This window comes from Xanthomonas bromi, from assembly GCF_900092025.1.
Lineage (GTDB): Bacteria > Pseudomonadota > Gammaproteobacteria > Xanthomonadales > Xanthomonadaceae > Xanthomonas > Xanthomonas bromi.
On sequence record NZ_FLTX01000079.1, the window covers coordinates 1 to 17,709 of the forward strand.

Below are 17,709 nucleotides of genomic sequence, written 5' to 3' on the forward strand. Positions count from 1 at the left end.
CCTCTGGCAGGATGATGGCAACACAGCCAGTGCCCAGGCAACACTCGAGAAGCTCTTTCGTTTCTTTGATGAGCATCCTGATGTGCCGGAGGTCTTGCTAGTCACGCAGGATGGGGAAGGTCCGCGCTACCGCTGGAAGTCGCCAGGGATGCCCGACAAACGGCCTGAAGCTCCTCACGTTCCGCTACTACCCGACAGCATGACTGCGTTATTGGTTGCACGCAGCGATCGGGTAGACAGGTTGGTGCGCCCGTATGCCGTCGATGTGGACGATGGCATCAACAAGGACGACAGGCAGTACGACATCATCAAATTGTGGAATTTTTTTTGGGAAAAACGCGATATCTTCGATGAGCAGTACGAAGAAGCATTCAAAGCCAAGGGCGTGAAGTTACCAGGTGGCCCCGGTGTACCAAAGGCTGATTGGTGGATTGCCCAACTGCCCGAGTTGTGGAAGCAGATCAACAACAAGGGGCCGGGTGATTTCAAGCCCAGTCCGTATCTGCCGGTGCGCTGGGCACGCTGGCAGGTGCAGCAGTTCGACGAGTCGCCGTTGCTGGGCTATCTGCATCGCCCGGTGCATGTGCCCTTGACCGACGAGCAGGGAAAGCCACTCAAGCGCGCCGCGCAGGTAGAGGCGTTGCGCAAAGGATGGGGGCAGGCAGTGGCCGCGTTGCCGGAAGATGCCAAGCCAACGCGAGTGTTCTACGACACCAGCCAGGATCGCGAATGGGTCATCCCCCTGACCCAGGCGCTACACGAGAACGACGAGGGCATCGAACTGGATGACAAGCACCAGGGCTACGACATCGGTCGGCGGCTGGGTAATACCGGTGTCAGTTCGGCGTTGGTGCAGATCGGGTTGGCGATACAGGCCGGCTATGAAGACGACCGCACCAGCGCGACGGTCAACCTGACACCCGATGGCTACGCCGGCATCGTGATGGTCAGCCCGCCGGATGCGGCCAGCAAGCACGCCAACACCGAGCATCGCGGCAAGAATCCTTTCATGGCGCACGTACCAGGATGGAAAGACCCACAATGAGCCGAGCATTCATCGTCGAAGGCGACGCCCATAGCCACGGCGGCCATGTGCTGGCCGGTTCCGAGCACGCGGGCATCGATGGCCAGGCGTTTGCGTGTGAAGGGCATCCGGCGATATGCCCCTTGCATGGACGCACTCATATTGGAAGGTGCCTCCAGTCATCTGAACATCCATGGACCCAAGGCTGCGCTGGACGGCGACAAACTCGCGTGTGGCGCCTACGCTCATCGCTGGCAGACAGCGTCACTCCAAGCATCGGTAGTCGTGCAGGACATAAGAACTGTTGTATAAACATGGATATCTATGGCAGAGGAATTGAAAGCTCGCGAGCTTGGCGTGTGGTACAGCGGATATCTAGATATCAATTTATCTGCCGGTGTAGAACGGCATAGGCATTGCTCAGAAGAGGCAGAACGCGCCAAAAAAGCTGCTCGCAGAATCGAAGACGCCGCTATGGCCATTCATGCATTCTTCCCTCAGGGAACGAATTGCGTTGCCTTGTGCACGATTGTTCACGGCCTCGTACAGGTTGTTGCCACAGCGACTTTGCTCAGGGATAACGGCGGCCCCTGTCTTGTCACCGCATTGCATGCATTATGTGATCGGGTGGGTGCTTACCAATCTCATTATTTCGATCACGGTTTGATGGCGCTTGCCATGAACAATGAGCGGATTGTGCTGGCTGGAAAGAAATGGATGTGCTATGACGAACATGACGTTGCAATCCTTCCGCTTGGCGAAGAAGAAGCTGAGAGGCTCGGGGGCGCACTTGATATCGCACATGCAATGGAGCCGGCCAAGCTCTGGCTTGCATATGGCTTTCCGCAGTCATCAAACAAGCAGAAACACCGTCTCCGTCCCCTCTCTCTAAGTTGCCAGCGAATCGTCCTTTATAATCCTGCCTTCTTTCCTTCAGCATCAAGCATTGCCCCTGAAAAAGGTTTTTCACTACATTACGCCCCCAAAAAAGCTTTCAACGCAGAGACTCTCAATCAGCAATATGCACCATCTCCGAAGGGCTGTAGCGGTGGATTGGTGGCGGGCTACCATCCAAAGTTTGGATGTTGGATTCCAGAAGGGATTATCACCGAGTGGCACGAGTCAAACAGCGCATTAGTAGCTACGTCTATTCGTTCGGTATTTCCAGCCCAGTGATAGTCAGGGCCAGTATTCTGGTAAAAGTTCAGGTGGCTTGGTCTACTGCTGTTTCACCAATGCATGCTGGAAGCATTAATTACTGGTATTCCGCTTCATTTTTTAAGCTGGCACGGTGATAGGCTTGCAACTACGTCCATCACTGGGAGGCAGGGTCAAGCCAAGCACCAGTAGTCTCGCAGGGACGTATTCAATTTGGAACCGCAATACGCAAGGTTGTGAATAGGCTCAGGCAGCATTCGGCCATGCGCCAAAGGGAGTTTTGAAGGTGCTGATCGCCTTCGCCAACTGGCGCACGCCGTTTGCTCCACCCAAATATCAAACAACATCGTCTGTCTACATGAGTCAACTTGCGAATTTCGAGAAGCTTAGTCCTGGAGCGAGGAAGCTGGCTGAAGCGAGTTGCTTTTATTATGAGAAAGGTGTTTTCCCGACAGGGTTGATATCCAAATCACCTCCGGCCAAGTACGTGAAAAGCCAGACCCGCGATCAACGTGCGGAGACCAGCCAGTGAGCGCGGTACAACGGCCCAGCATCTGGAACTACGTGTTGGTATGGTTCGGTGCGCTGTTGGCATGGGTGGCGCTGATTCTTTTCATCTACTATCGCCAATGGCAGTCAACAGGCGTGGAGGATTCCGGCTTGGGCAACGATATTCGTAATGGTGTATTGGCGATCACCGCACTGGTGGGCGTGGTCTTTGGAGGGCATTGGCTATGGAAGGTACGTAGCGCAATTGCCAAGGAACCAGCGGCCGTGACAAGCGCCCAGGCCACGACGGCGGCCGCGACCCCGCATGGGCGCATGCTGGCTGGCGAGGGAGAGCGCTATGTCTTGGAGGTGCGCGGGCTGGGCCTGGCGGTAGGCGACTACTACCAGACGGTCTGGCAGGCCATACGGGAAGACGATGACGCATTCAAGTCTGTGCTTCCGCAAGATCCCAATTACTACGATCCAAACACGCGGATTGGCGATGCGGAATTGGCAGCCAGAACATCTTTTGGTGATGCCGCCAAGGAAGCAGTGGAGCGCTGGCCTGTGCCGGTGATCGTCCTGGGGCCACCGACAACAATCAATGATGGCAGCACGATGGCATCGGGAATTGCGTATTGGCGGCAGTCTGAAAGCCTGGGACTTACCTTATTCCTTTGGCAGGATGATGCAAATGTAGCGAGTGCCCAAGGCACGCTGGAACGGTTGTTCCAGTTCTTTGATGATCATCCCGACGTGCCGGAAGTGCTGCTGGTCAGCAATGATTCGGAAGGAGGGCGCTATGGCTGGGAATCACCGGGTCTGCCAAAGCAGCCGGAAGGGGTACACGTACCGATAATGCCCGACAGCATGACTGCGCTATTGGTAGCGCGCAGCGATCGGGTAGACAGGTTGGTGCGCCCGTATGCCGTCGATGTAGATGATGGCATCAACAAGGACGACACCCAGTACGACATCATCAAGTTGTGGAATTTTTTCTGGGAGAGGCGCGACGTCTTCGACGATAAATTCGAGCGTGAACTCAAAGCCAAGGGCGTGAAGTTACCAGATGGCCCCGGTGTACCAAAGGCCGATTGGTGGATTGCGCAACTGCCCGAGTTGTGGAAGCAGATCAACAACAAGGGGCCGGGTGATTTCAAGCCCAGCCCGTATCTGCCGGTGCGCTGGGCGCGCTGGCAGGTGCAGCAGTTCGACGAATCCCCGTTGCTGGGCTATCTACATCGCCCGGTGCATGTGCCCTTGACCGACAATCAAGGGAAGCCCCTCAAGCGCGCTGCGCAGGTAGAGGCGTTGCGTAAGGGCTGGGGTCAGGCAGTGGCCGCTTTGCCGGACGATGCCAAGCCAACGCGAGTGTTCTACGACACCAGCCTGGATCGCGAATGGGTCATCCCCCTGACCCAGGCGCTACACGAGAACGCCGAGGGCATCGAACTGGATGACAAGCACCAGGGCTATGACATCGGTCGGCGGCTGGGCAATACAGGCGTGAGTTCGGCGCTGGTGCAGATCGGGTTGGGCATCGTCTCCGGTTACGACGATGGACGCACCAGTGCTACCGTCAATCTGACACCCGATGGCTATGCGGGCATCGTGATGGTCAGCCCGCCCGACGAAGCCAGCAAAGCCGCCGCAACCCAGAATGGGAAGCATCCGTTCTACGACCTGTTGCGCGACAAGAAGGCCACGCCATGAGCCGTGCATTCATCGTTGAAGGCGACGCCCACAGCCACGGCGGCCATGTGCTGGCCGGTTCCGAGCACGCAGGCATCGATGGCCAGGCGTTTGCGTGCGAAGGGCATCCAGCGATATGCCTATTGCATGGACGCACTCATATTGAAGGTGCCTCCAGTCATCTGAACATCCATGGGCGCAAGACCGCGCTGGACGGCGACAAACTGGCCTGTGGCGCTACGTTGATCGCGGGGCGGCAAGGCCGCGCCAAGCATCAATAATCCGGTAGCTCAGTGATGGAGCTAGGATATTGGCGCTATGCAAAGCGTGCTGCATGACCTTGCATGCGCCGTCAAAGCTTCGTTTCTAGGGAACCTCTGAACAACGCACCACAAATGCGAGACACTATTTTCCAGTCATTGACATGCAAGAAGCTGGAATTTTAGAGGTTTGATGGGTTGTTCAGACCTTCCTTAGGGAGTTCGTCGGAGACGCGATGCCGATCAATACGCACTACTTCGCGGTAGAGAAACAACAGCGCCGCCAACGCCTGGTTCTGTGTACCCACAGACACCTGCGCATCGGTCGCCAAGCGGGTGAGGCATGCCTCGACCTCCGCCTGGCCCATCTGCACCGGACAGCGCTTGCCGCTGGCCAAGATGAAGCGCCGTATCCAACTCAGAGAGGCCTGCTCGGTGCGCAGGCTGTGACGTACCTGCAGGCGGTCGCGCACCCGATCAAGTAACCATAGCGGTGGAGGTGCTGTTACACCACTGTTTTTGGGGGTGTATCTCATACGACTGCGTCTTCGCTGGATAACACTGCAAGCATCTTCACGGTAGCGGCCGCTTGCCATCGTGCAATCCAGTGAACCCCGCTGAGATTTCCCCCGTTCACAAAGCGCCAGCGATCAAAGATACTCAGCGCAACACCGCATTTAGGCGGTCCAATAGTAGTTAGGCTCAGAACGAGGATGCCCATGACCCGAGTCTTCATTCCACCTGAGAACGTGTACAACGCGGTAGATGCTGTGGTAGCCCATGGCTATGCGGCTGTTGAAGGAACAAAGGCTATTGCAGTCCCTTACTGCGACAAGATTGTTGACGCACTGGAGCCATACGATGACATCACACCAGTTACGGCATATCAAAACGTGACGAACCTTGGGTACTTGTATCTTGTCGTTGACACTCAAAGATACTCGCCAACTGCCCCGCAGTTGCGAGCTCTAATCGATGACCTTGATCGCAATTATCCAGTCTGAGCCTAACAATTCATTCAAGCCGAGGCCGCTTCGCGGCTCGGCTTAATTCAGGCGTTAGGGAAGGTCTGAATAACCCACCAGATCTCTCAAATTCTAGCTTCTTGCAGGTCAGTGACGTGCAAAATGCTGTGTTCAGTGCGATTTCTGCAGCTTTCTGACGGTTTTGGCTGCCGCCAGGCAGCATTACCCCCGGGCCGGCAGCAATTGCCGGCGCACCATCCACAGGTTCGACAATGCGAACAAGGTCAGCACCTGCGCGGTGTTCTTGGCCAGGCCGCGATAGCGCACCTTGGTGTAGCCAAACTGGCGCTTGATCACCCGGAACGGATGCTCCACCTTTGCGCGCACGCTGGCCTTGAAGTGTTCCCAACGTTCTGCCCGAGCACGCTTGCGCTTGTTGCCAATTGCCTGAATCGTGGAGCGCTTGGCGGCAACGAAAAATACAGCCTCACAGCGCTGCAGCTCGTCGCGCTTTTCCGCACCGGTGTAGCCGCTGTCGCCGAACACGCTGTCTTCCTTCCCGTGCAGTAATGCATGCGTCACTGTGACATCGGCTACGTTGGCTGCGGTGCACTGCACGTGGTGTACCAGCCCGGAAAACTCATCCACACCAATGTGCGCCTTCATCCCGAAATGCCACTGTTGCCCTTCTTGGTCTGATGCATCTCGGGGTCGCGCGCACGGTCGGCATTCTTGGTCGAACTGGGTGCAGCGATCAGGGTTGCATCGACGATCGTGCCCGACCGTAGGCTCTGGCCCTTGCGCGCCAGATGCGCGTTGACCGCTTCCAGCATCCGCACGGCAATACCATGGGTTTCCAGCAGACGGCGAAAATTGAGAATCGTCGTCTCGTCCGGAACGTTGTCCAAGCCGCCGAGCTGGGCAAAACGCCGCAGGGTTGGGATCTCGTGCAATGCCTCTTCCATCGCCGGATCGCTCAACCCATACCACTGCTGCAACAGATGAATCCGCAACATCGTCGCCAGCGCGTACGGCTGCCGCCCCGGCCGCCCCGACACCGGAGAGTGTGGCTCGATCAGGGCAAGCAATTGCTTCCACGGAACGATGCGCTCCATCTCGGCAAGGAAGATCTCGCGCCGGGTCTGCTTGCGCTTGCCCAAGCCCTCGGCGTCACCGAACGTCAGTTGCATGGATGCCTCCTCAACGTGGACCTGTAGTGTCGCGCATCTTGGGGGGAGTTGTTCAGAGGTTCCTTAGGTCTCATATGGAAGTTCACGTGCGTTCAAACGCCTCAACTTTTCTCGCTCACACGGTCTAACCTACAGTTGCGGAGTTCGAGAAGGCGCCGTACGACATACGTCGTGGCAGGCTCGCTGCAATTGTCCTGTATCACATGGCGGACCATTTCGCGCTCGACGGTTTCGCAAGCCGCAAGCGCAAGCTCATGGACCAAGAGATCGCGAATGTGCGTACGAGCGTACAAGCCAAGTGTCCTGATTTTGCAATAATCCGAGACGTGGCAGATGCGTCTAAACATGCGAAGTTGGCTTCATCCAAGAAGGTTCCGCGCCAGTTTTCATCGGCGGAGCAATTGTCGGCCACCCCAGGACTCTTCCAAGCACCGTTCGGCTACGGCGTGTTCGCCGATGCAGCGGAGGTTATCGTCACGTTGGATGACGGCACCACGCTCTCTTTGCTGCCAGCCGTTCGCACAGTCCTTGCTACATGGAGGTCAATGTTGTGAGTGCGTCTGTTCAAGCCACCGCGTTAAGATGAGGCCTAACCACTCGTCCAAGCGGAGGCACGAAAAGCCGCGCGCCGCTTAACTCAAGCGTTAGGCCGTGGTAGAGCAAAATGCGCTAGCGGTTGCTGCTTCGGTCAGTTTGCAGGCGTGCATGCAGTCGGCTCCGGGCAGCAGTCATCACCGTTGATAGTTGCGTTAAGTTAGGTGCTTCGCCCTTGTACGTCATTGCCGCGCTGCGCTCATTGCGCTTGGCTTCGGTGGCATCACGCACCGCGGCATCGCTGGGCAAGCTCCATCCCACAACCTGTGGCACACTCGGTTCAAGCGGCAGTGCTTGGGAGCATGGTTGCACCATCCAAACCTTTGCGGCCACTCACTGCCTAACAACTCATTCAAGCCGAAGTTGCTTCGCAACTCGGCTTAATTCAAGCGTTAGGCCACAGGAGAGAGTGCATGGCAATCAAGAAGATCCATCCTCCCAGACCTCCTAAGCCAGTTGATCGGCTGCAGAACATGCAAACGCTCAGACCCCTCGGCAAAACCAAGTGGGTTCGTGCTCACTGGCGCTGGGACTACTCGACCCACAAATGGGAGTGGGTGCTCGGCCATTGGAGCAAGTGAGACGACGCCATGGAACGAGAGCATACGGTTCAAGTGTGGAATCAGCCGCAGCAGATCACGGTGTACCAAAAGTCAAAATCTGTATGGATTGCCGTTGGTACGTACATGGGCGAGCGAGTAGATGTAAAAGGACGCACCGAGAGCCAGGCGATTGGCAGTTGGCGCGAAGCGGCTAGGTATCGGGGAGGCTAGGCCATGATTAGACATCAACGGCTGCGGCCTAACAATCCATTCAAGCCGAACCCGCTTCGCGGGTCGGCTTAATTCTGGTGTTAGACATTAGGGGGGAGGTCGCGGTGAGCATCCTAAAACCAAACGAGGAAGCCCGCGTTGAAAGGCGCGATGGCCAAGTCGTCGGTCCGTACAAGGCTAAGTTTGCGGGCAGCACAATCATCATCGCCGACCAGATGGCTGATGTAGAGGCCGGAGATACAGTCCTGCGCCGCCTTCCGAATGGTAAAGATGAGCGCTCGGTTGTTACCGAAGCCACCTTTTTCGACCAGGGAATCACTGGAATCGGCGCGCATTACCAAGTGAAGTTTAGAAAAGGTGGCGAGTCTACGGCTCAGCGACCCAGTCACAACATCACTATTAGCGGTGCGCAGTCGATCCAGATTGGCGACTACAACGTTCAAAACATCGCCAACTCGTTTGACACGCTTGTTAAGATGATCGAATCTTCCAACGCACCTCCTCAGGAGAAGGAGGAGGCCAAATCATTGATTAGTCAACTCCTGCAACACCCCGCTGTTGTAGCAATTATCGGGGGTCTTGCTGGCGGGACAGTCGGCTAATGTCTAACAAATCATTCAAGCCGAAGCCGCTTCGCGGCTCGGCTTAATTCAGGCGTTAGGCCGCTGAACATGCAACTAGGAGTTCGACGTGATTGTTTTGACACTTGCAGTTTTACTTCTCGGGCTAGCTCTGGCGTACCTGCTTGCTCGTCTACCTCAGAAGATCGGTCTTGTTTTAGATCAGCACGCTTCGAGGCGGGCGCGGAGCAAAGAGCTGGAGAACCTGCTGTTGCAGCTTGGCGAGTACACGGAGCGCACCCGCACGATTCTCGAGCGTGCTAACGAGCGGCCGGAATTCAGTCTTACACCAGACGAAGTTGCCGATCTACGCTTCATTGAAAACTTCTGTGAGGCGTCGCTTCCCGGATTAGCCAAATCCACGCCTCTGCTAGATCGGTACTTCAATAACCATCGGGCGGTGCTCCGGTACGTCTTGGGCAAGACCGGTCAAGAAGTGGCGCCGCGCGAACGCATCGCCAACGCACTAGAGGAAATTTATCGGTTCCTTGCTGCGCAGCGATCGAACGAGCCACTGGCAGTTATGGAACGGCGGCTGGCAACCGGCTACAGCGCGTAACGTGCAGGCAGCGGTCTAACAATTCGTCCAAGCCGACGCCGCTTTGCGGCGCGGCTTAACTCAGGTTTTAGGCCCCAATGGAACCAATCGACTACGCCGCAGAGTTGCAAAGCATCCGCAAAACGTACGTCAGCGTTTCGCCCAGACAGCGGTTGCATGTCATTCGCCAACGCCTAGCCAACCCTGATCACGCGCCCAACCTCTTAGTCACCCACGTCTCGGCAGTCGAAGCGCTTGCCCGCTCACTCGCATCCCATCTGAACCGCCCCGGTTTTGTCGGAGGCCGTTTGGTTTGAGTCAGGCCGCCTCGGCCTGACGGGTTTGCTGCCGATCATAAGTCGCTTCGGCTTCCGCTGGCGGGATGTATCCGATCGGCCCCAGCAGGCGTTTGTGGTTGTACCAGTGCACCCAATCCAGCGTGGCCAGTTCCACCTGCTCGCGATGGCGCCACGATCTGCGGTGGATCACTTCGGCCTCGTACAGGCCGTTGATCGTCTCGGCCAGTGCGTTGTCATACGAGTCGCCAACGCTGCCCACAGACGGTTCGATCCTGGCCTCGACCAGCCGTTCGCTGTAACGGATGCTGAGGTTCTGCACGCCACTGTTGCTGTGGTGGATCAGTGTCTGAAGGGGATTGTTTAAGTACGACTAATTCGCGCGGCTGGCGATGCCGTGCCTCAGTAGGTAGGCTTTGAGCGATGCCCGCAGGTTGTTGGTAAACACTGATTCAAAGTGTTGGTACTGAAGTTGGTACTTTCCCAGTAGTTTTCTGATAAAATCAATATAAAACAAATGGTTGGAGATAATTTGCGCATCATCAGTTTCAACGCCAACGGCCTGCGCTCGGCCGCCACCAAGGGTTTTTTCGAGTGGTTTGCCGCGCAGGACGCCGATGTGCTGTGCGTGCAGGAGACCAAGGCCCAGGAGCATCAGCTGGCCGGGCCCAAGTTCCTGCCCACCGGCTACAAGGCCTGGTTCCGCGACGCTAGGACCAAGAAGGGCTACAGCGGCGTGGCGATCTACAGCAGGCACGAGCCCGACGAGGTACGCACCGCGCTGGGCTGGCCCGAGTTCGACGAAGAAGGCCGCTATATCGAAGCGCGCTTCGGCAACCTCAGCGTGGTGTCCTTTTATATCCCGTCCGGGTCGTCGGGCGAATTGCGCCAGGACTACAAGTTCCAGGTGATGAAATGGCTGCGGCCGATCCTGGACGAATGGTTGGCCAGTGGCCGCCAGTACGTGCTGTGCGGCGACTGGAACATCGTGCGCACCGCGCTGGACATCAAGAACTGGAAGTCCAACCAGAAGAACTCCGGCTGCCTGCCGCCCGAGCGCGACTGGCTCAACGGCCTGTGCGCCGATGCGCCAGATGATGCCAACCCTGCCGAAGGCCGCGGCTGGGTCGACAGCTACCGCGTGCTGCATCCGCAAGGCCAGGACTACACCTGGTGGAGCAACCGCGGCGCCGCGCGTACCAACAATGTCGGTTGGCGCATCGACTACCAACTGGTCACCCCCGGCCTGCGCGACACCTTGAAGGCCTGCTCGATCTACCGCGAAGAGCGCTTCTCCGACCACGCGCCGTACATCGTGGATTACGCGCAGTGAGGCAGGCGAAGACTTTGGTTTCCGGCACATTGCGCCAGCGTCTTGCGGAGCAGGGCGCGAACCTTGCTGGCAGCATCGCCACCGGGCTCCGCCTTGGGCAATGCAGCACGCGCGGCGGCTCTCAGTCGCCGTTGCGCGGTCTGTCGATGGCGAGCAAGGCGTTGCTCTTCGGGACGGCCATGCGTCGTCGCGGTGCCGCACACACCGTCGAAAGCATGACTTCGGTGGCGATGGTCGTCGTCGACGGTGCGCTGCATGCAGCGGTGCAATCTGCCTTGACCGCCTCAGCCATTGACGTTCGTTCTCATCGGTTCGACGCATGACCAAGCCCGCCCAAACCTACAAAGGCTGGCGCGGCATCCAGCACGCCTTCGCCACGCCCTCGGCGGCGACCATGGCGCTGCTCGGCTTCGGCAGTGGCCTCCCGTTTTTGCTGATCGCCTCGCAGACCTTGTCCGTCCGATTGCGCGATGTAGGGCTGAACCTGCAAGACATCGGCTTGATCAGCCTGGCCAGCTTCTTCTATCTGCTCAAGTTCCTGTGGGCGCCGCTGATCGACCGTCACGCGTTTCCGCTCACCGCGTTCCTGGGGCGCCGTCGCTCCTGGCTGCTGGTGGCGCAGATCGGCGTCACCATTGGCCTGTTCGCCCTGGCATTTTCTCGCCCGGATCTGAGCGTGACCGGCCTGGTCGGCTGGGTGCTGTTCGCCTCGTTCTGGGGCGCCACCCAGGACTCGGTCGTGGATGCCTACCGCATCGAAGTCGCCCCCGATGCCGCGCAGGCCGCGTTGGCGGCGACCTACACGCTGGGCTACCGCGTCGGGCTGATCCTGGGCGGTGCGGGTGCGCTGTACATGGCCGAATACCTGGGCTGGACGTGGGCCTACGTGGGCATGGCCGCATTGATGCTTGTGCCGATCGTCACCACCTTGCTGTGCCGCGAGCCCGACCGTCCCGAGGCGACGGTGGTACGCCGCGTCGATGTCGCAGGTGCCTTCTGGCAACCGATTTCCAGTTTCTTCTCCAGTAATGGGCTGGCGCTGGGCATCGCGCTGCTGCTGTTCGTGGGCTTGTACAGGTTTCCCGACCAGGTGATCGGCGTCATGGCGGGGCCGTTCTATCTGGATTCTGGCTTCACCAAGGCCGATATCGCCACCGTCTCCAAGCTGTTCGGCCTCTGGATGGGGATTGTCGGGGCCTTCGCTGGCGGTGCTGCAGTCGCCGCATTCGGCTTCCGCCGCATGCTGCTGGTGGCCGCGTTGGGGGTGGCCTTGTCCAACCTGGCGTTTCTGCTGATGGCACACAACCCCGGCAAGCTATGGGCGTTCTATGCCGCGCTCAGTGCCGACAACCTGTTTCAGGGTTTCGCCGGCTCGGTGCTGGTGGCCTTCATGTCCTCGCTGACCGACCGCAACTTCACCGCCACCCAGTATGCATTGCTGGTCTCGCTGGCCAATCTGCCGGGCAAGTTCGCTGGTGGTGTTTCCGGGTCCGTGATTGAGGCGACCTCCTACAGCACCTTCTTCATCCTCAGCTCCCTGACGGTGATTCCCACCTTGCTGCTGCTGGCCTGGTTGTGGCCGCGGCTATTGGCGCACGACAGGCGGCCGGATTGAAACGTCCGCCAAGGTTGCCGATGATGCGCGCGGGGCAGCGCATTGCACGAGGCAGGGCATGACCGATCTGGTATTGCGTGACATTGATCCGATGCTGGTGGACCGTATTCGCCGCATTTCCGTCGCACGTGGGTGGACCCAGCACCAGACGGTGATGCATCTACTCGAACAAGGCCTGTTTTCCAGCGAATACGAAGTCCGCGGCGGCCTGCAGCACCCGGAGGTCGATGCCCTGGCCGAAGCGATTGCTGCGCTCAAGGCATTGCCGGCGGGAAATCATCCGTAGCGCTGCAGCCGCTCCCTCCAGGCTGGAAGACACCACCGGCTCATGCCGGATAGATCGCCCCCAATAACCGTGGCCCCACCGCCCCGGTGACCGACGGCAGGTTTGCCGGGCGCCCGGCCAGCAGTTCGGCGGCCAGCCAGGCAAAGCCCATCGCCTCCAGATAATCCGGGTCCAGCCCATGCCGCGCGCTGGATTCGACCACCACGCTCGGCAGTCGCGCCGCCAGTCGCGTCAACAGCACCGGATTACGCACGCCGCCGCCGCAGACCAGTACGCGGCGCGTGGTTGGCTGCAATCGCAGCAAAGCTTCGGCCACGGTGGCTGCAGTGAGTTCGAGCAGGGTCGCCTGCACATCGGCTGCATCCAGCCTTGCGCTGCCCATCGCCTGCAGTGCCCAGTCCAGATGGAACTGCTCGCGCCCGGTGCTCTTGGGCGGCGGCAACGCAAACCATGGGTCTGCCAACAGTTCCTGCAGCAAGGCCGCATCGACGCGCCCGCTGGCCGCAAACGCACCCTCGGCATCGAACGGCATGCCGTGATGGCGTTGGCACCAACTATCCAGCAGCGCATTGGCCGGGCCGGTATCGAAACCCAGCACCGCGCCATCGCGCGGAATCAAGGTGAGGTTGCCGATCCCGCCCAGATTGAGCACGGCGCGGTCTTCATCGCCCGTACCCAGCATGGCCAGATGAAAGGCCGGCATCAGCGGCGCGCCCTGCCCACCGGCGGCCACGTCGCGCCGGCGGAAATCGGCCACCGTGGTGATGCCGGTGCGCTCGGCAATCCGGCTGGCATCGCCGATCTGCCAGGTAAAGGCCGGATCCGCGTTTGGCCGGTGGCGGATGGTCTGCCCATGCGAGCCGATCGCGCGAATTTGCCGGCGCTCCACGCCGCTTTCGCGGATCAGCTGATTGGCCGCTGCCGCAAACGCCAACCCTACTTGCGCGTCCAACTGCCCCAGCGCATCGATGGCTACCGTCTCGGCGCCCTGGCCGAGCGCCACCAAGGTCTCGCGCAACTGCGGCTCCCACGCCACCGTCGTCCCGGCCACCAAGTCGCAGCGTCGGTGCGTGGCGTCGGCAAAGTGCACCAGTGCGGCATCGATGCCGTCGGCGCTGGTTCCCGACATCAGGCCCAGATACAAGGGAGAGTCAACGTGTTCCAAGACAGACATGCCGAAGCCAGACATACACGGTCGGCCAGCTTGTGCAGCCGGGCCGGGTTCGTCAACTGGTCTTGCATTCGTAGCGCCTATGCAGCAAGTGAGTCACCGCTGGGCCGACATGCTCCCGAATCATGTCGACGACGATCACGTGTGCACCGACAGTCCCTGCATGGCGCAGGCGACCGTACTCACCTCAGATGCGGTTGATAGGCAGGACCACGTGCAGGGAACAAGTCAATTGGAGGCGTCCACTGCGCGCCGCGCGCCGCAGTGGGGTGCTAAAGCAGTGCACCGCCCCGCGGCGTGGCTGGATGTGATGCACGGCCGTCTACGCCATCCACACGACCCAACCGCCAACGCAGTTAGCGCAGCCCCGCCGCAGGCACTCAACCCCGCGACTTGCCCTTGGCAGGCTTGCCGGCGTCGGCGTAGATGAGCTTCTCCATGCCCTCGATCCGGGCCATGGCGGGTGCAGTCTGCGCACGGAACGCCGCCAGTTCGGCACCCTGCAACGGCTCCGGCGGCGGCATCGTCACCGACATCGGGTTGCGCTGCTGCCCGGCGACACGGAATTCGTAATGCAGATGCGGGCCGGTGGCCAGGCCGGTCATGCCGACATAGCCGATCACGGTGCCCTGATCGATGCGCTGGCCGGCCTTGATCTTGCCGAAGCGCGACATATGCCCGTACAGCGTGCTGTAGTTCTTGCCGTGATCCAGGATCACCACATTGCCATAGCCGCGCTGGGTGCCGACGAACACCACCCGCGCGTCGCCAGCCGCCATGATCGGCGTTCCCGACGCGGCCGCGTAATCCACACCTTTATGCATGCGCATCGTGCCCAGCACCGGGTGCTTGCGCGCACCGAAGGTGGAGCTGATGCGGCTATACGCCACCGGCATGCGGATGAAGCTCTTCTTCAACGGCCGGCCGGTGATGTCGTAATACTCGGCCGGCTTGCCGGCGCGCTCGAAGCGGAAACCGGTATAGGTCTTGCCGCCGGTGGTGAAGGTCGCCGCCAGAATGTCGCCGGTGCTGATCCGCTCGCCTTCGCGCCAGGTTTCATCCATCACCACGCTGAAACGGTCGCCGGGCTGCAGATCCTTGTCGAAGTCGATGTCGTACTTGAAGATCTCGTCGGTCATGATCGCTACTGCGGCCGGCGATAGCCCGGATTTACCGGCCGATGCGTACAGCGAACTGCTGATCTCACCGCTGGCCACCACCGTACGCGTGGTCGTCGCCCGCTCGGTCACGTTCTCGCGCACGCTGTCGCCGAGCAGGCGCAGCTCTACCCGATGACTGTCGTCGCGATCGAAACGCAGTGCCCGCAAGTCGCCCGGCGTCGGCATGTCGAAGGCGATCTCGGTGCCCGGACGCAGTTTGGTCAGGACCTCCTTGGTGCCCGGATGCGCAAGCACCTGGTACATCACCGTCGTCGGAATCCCCAACTCGCCGAACAAGGTACTCAGCGTCTGGCCCGGCTTGACCTGCAGAATTTCCCAATTGGTGCTTGGCGCCAACTGCTTGCGGCTGGGCACCAGCGGCGGCAACGGCAAGGCCAGCGTGGAACGGCCCGAAAGCGGGGCATCGATGGCGTTGGAAAAACCCGGCACGATCGTGGCAACCAGTGCGCCGATGGTGGCGAACAGGCTGGCGTGGATCCAATGACGGCGTGTCCAGCGGTCATTGAATGCCGCCGGCAGGTGCGCCTTGAGCTTGCGATGCAGTGCAGTGTCGTGGAGGACGTGGAGGCGTTCTTGAAAGCGCCGCTTGCGTGCACGGCCCTGCTCTGAGTGCTGCATCGTTCAAATTCCTCGCTGGCTCGAAGTGCGAGCCCAATCGCCGGTACCATAGTCAGCCTGTAACAGCGCGTCAAACCATTGAGCCTGTTCATTATTTTCAGTTGGCGCGAAATTAACCCGCGTTTAACATCATTCACGCTGTTGACGGCAAGCGCCGCTGGAGTCTGTGGTTGGCCACTATCGAAGAATCCCTCGCACTCATCGGCCGTGGTGCCGAAGAGATCCTCAAGCTCGATCAGCTCGAAGCACGGCTGAAATCGGGCGTGCCATTGCGTGTGAAGGCCGGCTTCGATCCCACCGCGCCGGATCTGCATCTGGGCCACACTGTGCTGCTCAACAAGATGCGGCAGTTCCAGCAGCTTGGCCACCAGGTGGTTTTCCTGATCGGCGACTTCACCGGAATGATCGGCGACCCGAGCGGCAAGAACGCCACCCGCAAGCCGCTCAGTCGCGACGACGTGCTGGCCAACGCCCGCACCTATGAAGACCAGGTCTTCAAGATCCTGGATCGCGAACGCACCGAAGTGCGCTTCAATTCCGAGTGGTTCGGTCAGATGAGCGCAGCCGACATGATCAAGCTGTCCGCACAGCACACGGTCGCGCGCATGCTCGAACGCGACGATTTCGCCAAGCGCTTCGGCAGCCAACAGCCGATCGCCATCCATGAATTCCTCTATCCCTTGGTGCAGGGCTACGACTCGGTCGCCTTGAGGGCAGACGTCGAGCTCGGCGGCACCGATCAGAAATTCAACCTGCTGATGGGGCGCGGCCTGCAGGAGCATTACGGCCAGGCACCGCAGATCGTGCTGACCATGCCGCTGCTGGAAGGCCTGGACGGTGTCGCCAAAATGTCCAAGTCGTTGGGCAACTACATCGGCATCAACGAGCCGGCCATCGACATCGTCACCAAGACCATGAAGATCTGCGATGAGCTGACCTGGCGCTGGATCGACCTGCTTTCCTTCGATATCAGCGTGGCCGAAGCGGCGCGCCTCAAGGAGCAAGTGGCCAAGGGCGAACTCCACCCGCGCGAAGTCAAATTGCGGCTGGCACGCGAACTGGCCACGCGGTTCCACGATGCCGCAACGGCAGAGCAGGCCATTGCCGGTTGGCACGCGGTGGTGACAGGGCAGGGCGACACCAGTTTGCTGCCGCTACAGGAAGTCGTGATCCCGGCCGAGGGTCTTCGCATCGCCAGCCTGCTGACTGCCGCCGGCCTGACGCCCAGCAATTCCGAAGCGACCCGCAAGCTCAAGGAGCGTGCGGTCAAGATCGATGGCGACGTGGTGGAAGATGCCAGTCGGATCTTCACGCAGGGTTTTGAAGGCGTCATTCAAGTGGGTAAACGCAATTTTGCCCGTGTATCGCTCGTTGCTGGCTGAAGCCAATCAAGGTTGCTGCAGGACGGCAATCCCTGCGGCCACACACGTCTTACCTATAGAGATAGAAGTAGCAGGTTCAAAGCCCTCAAAGGCCTTGCGCCAAGCTGACTAGGGCGTAGCGCAAGTTTTTGGCAATTTCGTGAAAAATTTTTCACAAAAGGCTTCCCAAAATCCTTTTGCGGGCATATAGTTCGCCTCCCCGACGCAACGGAGTCCGCAAACGCGGAACCAAAGCAAAAGGGTTCGAAAATCCCCCGAAATTAGGGTGTTGACGAGACGCAAAAGTCGGCTATGATGGTCGGCTCGCTACACGGAAAGCTGCTTTGGCAGAGTGAAGTGCAGCGGCGGCAACTTTCTCTTCACGAGGGGTTGACGAAGGTGAAAAGCCTGCTAATATGGCCGGCTAGCTTCGCAGAAAACCTTCGGGTGGACACGACGAGGCGTCAATCACCTCGGAAACAAGGTGTTGACGGTAAGAAAAAGCCCGCTACAATGGGCGGCTCGCTTCGACGGAAACGACGAAG

Annotated in this window: 19 protein-coding genes and 2 pseudogenes; 16 read left to right on the forward strand and 5 right to left on the reverse strand. The window is 59.5% G+C overall.

Going from position 1 to position 17,709, the window contains the following annotated elements:
- From XBLMG947_RS19720 to XBLMG947_RS19735, 6 genes and pseudogenes are all read left to right on the forward strand, one after another.
- On the forward strand, nucleotides 1-1,045 hold a 1,045-nt coding region (locus XBLMG947_RS19720), incomplete at its 5' end, for a type VI lipase adapter Tla3 domain-containing protein (protein ID WP_139074444.1).
- Complete coding sequence (locus XBLMG947_RS23845) at nucleotides 1,042-1,437, forward strand: PAAR domain-containing protein (protein WP_245228262.1); 396 nt, start codon at nucleotides 1,042-1,044, stop codon at nucleotides 1,435-1,437. The genes XBLMG947_RS19720 and XBLMG947_RS23845, both read left to right, overlap by 4 nt.
- Complete coding sequence (locus XBLMG947_RS22980) at nucleotides 1,349-2,200, forward strand: hypothetical protein (protein ID WP_139074445.1); 852 nt, start codon at nucleotides 1,349-1,351, stop codon at nucleotides 2,198-2,200. The genes XBLMG947_RS23845 and XBLMG947_RS22980 overlap by 89 nt, the downstream gene beginning before the upstream one ends.
- A gap of 265 nt (nucleotides 2,201-2,465) precedes the next feature.
- Nucleotides 2,466-2,714: pseudogene (locus tag XBLMG947_RS22100) on the forward strand (effector protein Tle3 domain-containing protein); the annotation flags it as partial.
- On the forward strand, nucleotides 2,711-4,384 hold the full coding sequence (locus tag XBLMG947_RS19730; protein ID WP_065470253.1) for a type VI lipase adapter Tla3 domain-containing protein: 1,674 nt from the start codon (nucleotides 2,711-2,713) through the stop codon (nucleotides 4,382-4,384). The pseudogene XBLMG947_RS22100 and the gene XBLMG947_RS19730, both read left to right, overlap by 4 nt.
- A complete protein-coding gene (locus XBLMG947_RS19735) occupies nucleotides 4,381-4,644 on the forward strand; it encodes a PAAR domain-containing protein (RefSeq protein ID WP_065470254.1) in 264 nt (87 codons plus the stop codon). The genes XBLMG947_RS19730 and XBLMG947_RS19735 overlap by 4 nt, the downstream gene beginning before the upstream one ends.
- Nucleotides 4,645-4,805: 161 nt before the next feature.
- Here the strand turns inward: XBLMG947_RS19735 and XBLMG947_RS19740 are convergent, their stop codons facing one another.
- Entirely contained in the window at nucleotides 4,806-5,159 is a 354-nt protein-coding gene (locus XBLMG947_RS19740; protein ID WP_065470255.1) for a site-specific integrase, read from the reverse strand.
- A 183-nt stretch (nucleotides 5,160-5,342) separates the two neighbouring features.
- On the opposite strand from XBLMG947_RS19740, the gene XBLMG947_RS22985 reads away from it, so the two are divergent.
- On the forward strand, nucleotides 5,343-5,627 hold the full coding sequence (locus tag XBLMG947_RS22985; protein ID WP_139074446.1) for a hypothetical protein: 285 nt from the start codon (nucleotides 5,343-5,345) through the stop codon (nucleotides 5,625-5,627).
- 183 nt (nucleotides 5,628-5,810) lie between these two features.
- Here the strand turns inward: XBLMG947_RS22985 and XBLMG947_RS19745 are convergent.
- Nucleotides 5,811-6,778, reverse strand: a protein-coding gene (locus XBLMG947_RS19745; RefSeq protein WP_139074447.1) for an IS5 family transposase whose coding sequence is annotated in 2 segments (ribosomal slippage) — nucleotides 5,811-6,268 and nucleotides 6,268-6,778 — 969 coding nt in all. Because the reading frame shifts where the segments join, the coding sequence is not laid out codon by codon here.
- 203 nt (nucleotides 6,779-6,981) lie between these two features.
- Here XBLMG947_RS19745 and XBLMG947_RS19750 point away from each other — a divergent pair.
- From XBLMG947_RS19750 to XBLMG947_RS19760, 4 genes are all read left to right on the forward strand, one after another.
- Entirely contained in the window at nucleotides 6,982-7,332 is a 351-nt protein-coding gene (locus XBLMG947_RS19750; RefSeq protein ID WP_065470256.1) for a hypothetical protein, read from the forward strand.
- A gap of 453 nt (nucleotides 7,333-7,785) precedes the next feature.
- Nucleotides 7,786-7,953 carry a hypothetical protein gene (locus XBLMG947_RS23300; protein WP_167352054.1) on the forward strand — a complete coding sequence of 56 codons (168 nt, stop codon included), beginning with the start codon at nucleotides 7,786-7,788 and terminating at the stop codon, nucleotides 7,951-7,953.
- Between the two features lie 296 nt (nucleotides 7,954-8,249).
- Nucleotides 8,250-8,747: an RIP homotypic interaction motif-containing protein gene (locus XBLMG947_RS19755; RefSeq protein ID WP_065470264.1), complete on the forward strand. Its 498-nt coding sequence runs from the start codon at nucleotides 8,250-8,252 to the stop codon at nucleotides 8,745-8,747.
- Nucleotides 8,748-8,835: 88 nt separating this feature from the next.
- Nucleotides 8,836-9,324 carry a hypothetical protein gene (locus tag XBLMG947_RS19760; protein WP_065470257.1) on the forward strand — a complete coding sequence of 163 codons (489 nt, stop codon included), beginning with the start codon at nucleotides 8,836-8,838 and terminating at the stop codon, nucleotides 9,322-9,324.
- 297 nt (nucleotides 9,325-9,621) lie between these two features.
- Here the strand turns inward: XBLMG947_RS19760 and XBLMG947_RS19765 are convergent.
- Nucleotides 9,622-9,948, reverse strand: a pseudogene (locus tag XBLMG947_RS19765) (integrase core domain-containing protein); the annotation flags it as partial.
- A 183-nt stretch (nucleotides 9,949-10,131) separates the two neighbouring features.
- Here XBLMG947_RS19765 and XBLMG947_RS19770 point away from each other — a divergent pair.
- Genes XBLMG947_RS19770 through XBLMG947_RS19785 form a run of 4 tightly spaced genes read left to right on the forward strand, consistent with a single transcriptional unit; the run spans nucleotide 10,132 to nucleotide 12,833 of the window.
- Nucleotides 10,132-10,932, forward strand: coding sequence for an exodeoxyribonuclease III (locus XBLMG947_RS19770; RefSeq protein WP_065470258.1), 801 nt, complete (start codon nucleotides 10,132-10,134; stop codon nucleotides 10,930-10,932).
- Nucleotides 10,929-11,255: a hypothetical protein gene (locus tag XBLMG947_RS19775; protein WP_139074448.1), complete on the forward strand. Its 327-nt coding sequence runs from the start codon at nucleotides 10,929-10,931 to the stop codon at nucleotides 11,253-11,255. The genes XBLMG947_RS19770 and XBLMG947_RS19775 overlap by 4 nt, the downstream gene beginning before the upstream one ends.
- Nucleotides 11,252-12,547 (forward strand): AmpG family muropeptide MFS transporter, encoded by a 1,296-nt coding sequence (locus XBLMG947_RS19780; protein WP_065470260.1) that lies wholly within the window; start codon nucleotides 11,252-11,254, stop codon nucleotides 12,545-12,547. Before XBLMG947_RS19775 ends, XBLMG947_RS19780 begins: the two co-directional genes overlap by 4 nt.
- Before the next feature lie 58 nt (nucleotides 12,548-12,605).
- On the forward strand, nucleotides 12,606-12,833 hold the full coding sequence (locus XBLMG947_RS19785) for a hypothetical protein (protein ID WP_065470261.1): 228 nt from the start codon (nucleotides 12,606-12,608) through the stop codon (nucleotides 12,831-12,833).
- Nucleotides 12,834-12,873: 40 nt separating this feature from the next.
- Here the strand turns inward: XBLMG947_RS19785 and XBLMG947_RS19790 are convergent, their stop codons facing one another.
- Nucleotides 12,874-14,007, reverse strand: coding sequence for an anhydro-N-acetylmuramic acid kinase (locus tag XBLMG947_RS19790; RefSeq protein ID WP_065470265.1), 1,134 nt, complete (start codon nucleotides 14,005-14,007; stop codon nucleotides 12,874-12,876).
- A gap of 377 nt (nucleotides 14,008-14,384) precedes the next feature.
- Nucleotides 14,385-15,803 carry a M23 family metallopeptidase gene (locus XBLMG947_RS19795; RefSeq protein ID WP_065470262.1) on the reverse strand — a complete coding sequence of 473 codons (1,419 nt, stop codon included), beginning with the start codon at nucleotides 15,801-15,803 and terminating at the stop codon, nucleotides 14,385-14,387.
- 170 nt (nucleotides 15,804-15,973) lie between these two features.
- Between XBLMG947_RS19795 and tyrS the strand changes: the two genes are divergently transcribed.
- Nucleotides 15,974-17,185: a tyrosine--tRNA ligase gene (gene tyrS / locus XBLMG947_RS19800; RefSeq protein ID WP_065470263.1), complete on the forward strand. Its 1,212-nt coding sequence runs from the start codon at nucleotides 15,974-15,976 to the stop codon at nucleotides 17,183-17,185.
- Nucleotides 17,186-17,709: the final 524 nt, after the last annotated feature.